At 27.8% G+C, this 4,036-nt stretch carries 5 protein-coding genes; all 5 read left to right on the top strand.

Annotated elements, in window-relative coordinates; genetic code table 11:
• The first annotated feature begins 265 nt into the window (after positions 1-265).
• The 5 genes from xrtF to AACZ53_RS14065 are packed head-to-tail and all read left to right on the top strand — an operon-like array spanning position 266 to position 3,916.
• Positions 266-808 (top strand): exosortase family protein XrtF, encoded by a 543-nt coding sequence (xrtF, locus tag AACZ53_RS14085; RefSeq protein WP_339839767.1) that lies wholly within the window; start codon positions 266-268, stop codon positions 806-808.
• The gene (locus AACZ53_RS14080; protein ID WP_339839764.1) at positions 798-1,229 is read left to right on the top strand and encodes an exosortase F system-associated protein; all 432 of its coding nucleotides are present in this window, start codon (positions 798-800) and stop codon (positions 1,227-1,229) included. Before xrtF ends, AACZ53_RS14080 begins: the two co-directional genes overlap by 11 nt.
• Before the next feature lie 38 nt (positions 1,230-1,267).
• Positions 1,268-2,104 (top strand): restriction endonuclease, encoded by an 837-nt coding sequence (locus AACZ53_RS14075; protein ID WP_339839761.1) that lies wholly within the window; start codon positions 1,268-1,270, stop codon positions 2,102-2,104.
• A gap of 3 nt (positions 2,105-2,107) precedes the next feature.
• Positions 2,108-3,463, top strand: a complete 1,356-nt coding sequence (locus AACZ53_RS14070; RefSeq protein ID WP_339839758.1) for an MBL fold metallo-hydrolase — start codon at positions 2,108-2,110, stop codon at positions 3,461-3,463.
• A gap of 45 nt (positions 3,464-3,508) precedes the next feature.
• Positions 3,509-3,916: a hypothetical protein gene (locus tag AACZ53_RS14065; protein ID WP_339839756.1), complete on the top strand. Its 408-nt coding sequence runs from the start codon at positions 3,509-3,511 to the stop codon at positions 3,914-3,916.
• Positions 3,917-4,036 lie beyond the last annotated feature (120 nt).

Genomic DNA, 4,036 nt, shown 5'->3' with positions numbered 1-4,036 from the left:
TTATAAAAAGATATATTGTCTTGCAGGTATTGGCAAATATTTTTTAATTTTTCATCTTTTGTTAAGGAGTCGTTTTTGACGAATTCTATAATAGATGGTTTTAAAGATTCAAAGTTCATTTTCTTTTTTTTTTACAAAAGTATTTAATAGAATTCACATCAAAAAACTTATTGATTTTATTTTAACTATATTTTATAAATTTATTGAATGTTTTAAAAGTTATTTACATTCAATTAAAATGTATATTTTTGAAAAAAAAAGCAACTTGAAAAACATATTCATTCAATACAAACCCTTTTTTACTTTTTTAGTAAAGTTCGTTTTATTCTATTTCGTTTTTGCTTTCATTTATAATCAATTTTTAAATCAGTTTGATGTATCTAACTTTGAATTAGATTCGATTACAAAAATGGTTTCAGAGCATACGACATATTTAATGTACTTTTTTAAGGAAGATTATTATGTGATTCCTAATAAATCAGAATCTTCAATGAAAGTAATTTATAACGGAAAATATGTGGCCAGAATTATAGAAGGTTGTAATGCAATTAGTGTAATTATTTTATTTGCTTCTTTTATTTTTGCTTTTGCTTCAAATTGGGTTAAAACAACATTGTATATTGTTGTTGGAGCTATTTTGGTCTACGTTTTAAATATAATTCGAATTGGTTTGTTGGTTTGGGCTATTTATTATTATCCTGATTATCAAGAATTTTTGCACGGAACAATATTTCCTTTGTTTATCTATGGGGTAGTTTTTATTTTATGGATAATTTGGGTTACAAAATTCTCCAAATATGCAAAATAAAATTATTAGATATGTTGGAATTTTTGTTGCTTTATTCTTGATCGTTTGCATCAGGTTTTTTGAGGATAAGTTGTTTTATGATCCTTTTTTACAATTTTTTAAATCAGATTATCAAAATAAATCGTTGCCGAACTTTGAAAGTTTTAAATTACTATTGAATCTTTTTTTAAGATATTTTGTCAATTCATTACTTTCCATAAGTATCATTTATTTACTTTTTCAAAACAAAATGCATGTCAAAATCGCATCGTCTTTGTATTTTATATTGTTTGTTATGTTGATAATGGTGTTTTCATATTTAATTTTCGGATCAGATAAGCCTGATTATTTACTATTATTTTATTTAAGACGATTTTTAATTCAACCTGTTTTGTTATTGCTTTTAATTCCAGCATTTTACTTTCAGAAAAAAGCCGAATAACATTTTTTTCACTACCTTTAAGTGTAAAATTTGGTGTTATGAAAGTTACTAAGTATTCTGGTGAAGTTGTTACATTTGAAAAAGATAAACTCAAAAAATCTTTATTTAAATCCGGTGCTAGTGAGGCTGATGTTAATCGTGTTCTAGAAACAATCGAAAAACAGTTGTATGACGGAATTCCAACAAAGAAAATCTACAAAATGGCTTTTCAATTGTTGAAGAAAATAGCTAATGTTCATGCCGCAAAATACAATTTAAGAACAGCAATTATGGCTCTTGGTCCAGCTGGATTTTACTTTGAAAAATTTATAGCAAAACTTTTTCAAATGGAAGGTTTTGAAACCATGACTAATCTAACTTTAAACGGAAAATGTGTTTCTCATGAACTTGATGTTTTACTTAGAAAAAACGAAAAAATCAGTATGGTAGAATGCAAGTTCCACAGTAGTCAAGATGCAAAAACTAATGTAAAAGTTCCCATGTATATTTTATCAAGGTTTAATGATTTAGCCGTAAAAGAATATACTTTATTTAATGAAACTCATAAAATATCAAAATGTAAAATTGTTACCAATAATAGATTTACTGAAGATGCCGTTCAATTTGCAACCTGTTCGAATATGGAATTATTAAGTTGGAATTACCCTTCTGGAAGCAGTTTAAAAAACAAAATTGATTCCTATCATATTTATCCGGTTACTGCATTAACAACTTTGACGCTTTTGGAAAAAGATAAATTATTGACTCAAAATATTATTACAGCAAAAGAGTTATTAACTAATAAAGAATGGTTGAATAAAATTGGTTTAAGTCAAAATCGAATTAAAAATGTATTAAAAGAAACCAATCAATTGTGTAATATTCTAAACTATTAAAAGATGAAAATTTACTTTTTAGGTGCTGCAGGAACAGTAACAGGTTCAAAATTTGTGGTTGAACATAATGAAACCAGAATTTTAATTGATTGTGGGTTGTTTCAAGGATTAAAACCTTTGCGTGAATTGAATTGGCAACCTTTATCAGTATTGCCTTCAACGATTGATTTTGTATTGTTAACCCACGGTCATTTAGATCATTGTGGTTGGTTGCCAAAATTAGTAAATGATGGTTTTCTAGGAAAGATATTTTGTACTAGTCCTACCAAACAAATTTCTCAATTAATTCTTTTAGACAGTGCAAAAATTCAGGAAGAAGAAGCCGAGAGAGCTAATAAAGAAAATTATTCTAAACACAATCCAGCTAAACCATTATACACTGTTAAAGATGCAGAAAAAGTAATTCCTTTTTTTAGAGTTGTAAACAAAGATTTAGAAGTTAAATTGACAGATGATATTTATTTCAAATTCTTTTATGCAAGTCATATTATTGGTGCTTGTTCTATAGAATTGCATATTGATGGTAAAATTTTGGTTTTTTCTGGCGATATTGGTCAAGATGATGATGTATTGCTTTATCCACCAGTAAAACCTAAAAAAGCCGATTTTGTTTTTATGGAAAGTACGTATGGAAACAGGTTGCATCCTAACAATGACGTAATGTTTGAATTAGAACAAATCATAAACAATACTTTTCAAAAAGGAGGAAATGTTGTGATTCCAAGTTTTGCTGTTGAACGAGCGCAAACTATTATGTATTTACTTTGGCAATTAAAACAGCAAAATCGAATTCCAAATATGCCTTATGTTATTGATACGCCAATGGGAATAAGTGTTCTCGATGTTTTTCTTCAAAACACGAAATGGCATAAACTAAATCCACATCAATGTGAAGAAATGTGTAAAATGTTTACCATGATTTCTTCCTACAAAGATACAATTGAAACTATTTATAATGAAAAACCAAAAGTCATTATTGCCGCAAGTGGCATGATAACTGGTGGAAGAGTGCTTTCTTATTTAGAACGTTACATTGTTGATGAAAAAAATACAGTTCTTATGGTTGGTTATCAAGCGGAAGGAACTCGAGGAAGAAAATTGCTAGAAGGTGCAAAAGAAATTAAATTCTATGGAAAATATTATCCAGTAAATGCTAACATTATAATGGTTGAAGGTTTGTCTGCTCATGGTGATCAAAAAGATTTGATTAATTGGCTGAGTGAATTAGAAAATAAACCACAAAAAGTATTTTTAATTCATGGTGAAAATGCTGCTGCCGACGAACTTCGAATTAAGATTAATGAAACGTATGGTTTTGATTGTATTGTGCCGCTTTTAGAACAAATCTTTGAAATTTAGAAAGTTTTAACGTCAAATTGAATTAGAATACTTATTTTTGCATTGATGAAATTTAAAAAACATATCAGTATGCTTTTAGCTTTTGTGGTCTTTATGGCTAACATAGGTTATAGTTTTACAGTACATTACTGTAACGATACGATTGCTTCCGTTTCATTGAATTCAAATTTTGAAGAACCTTGTAGTGAACCCGTTGTTTCCTGTTGTGCTGTCGAGGATTCTCATGATAGTTGTTGTTCCAATAAAATCATTAAACTTGAAAAAAAGAATGATAATTTTCTAACAAAATCTTTAAAATTTGAAACTAGTAACGCTCTCTTAAGTACTAATTCTACAGTTGAATTTGCTGATAAAACACTGTTGATTTCATCTATTGAAAATCCAGCTTTTTATTGCGAATCTAATGCACCACCACTTTATAAACTTTATTGCCAGTTGGTTCTTTATGCATAATATTTAATGTTTTTATCAAATTAGAATTGATTAAATAACGTTAAATAACTATTTATGTATAAAAAAATAATGTATTTACTATTGTTAGTTACTTCGATTACTCAAGCTCAAAATGATGTA

Source organism: uncultured Flavobacterium sp., from assembly GCF_963975005.1.
Classification (GTDB): domain Bacteria; phylum Bacteroidota; class Bacteroidia; order Flavobacteriales; family Flavobacteriaceae; genus Flavobacterium.
The sequence above is the reverse complement of the archived record's forward strand: the minus strand, read 5'-3'. Positions and strand labels throughout refer to the sequence as shown.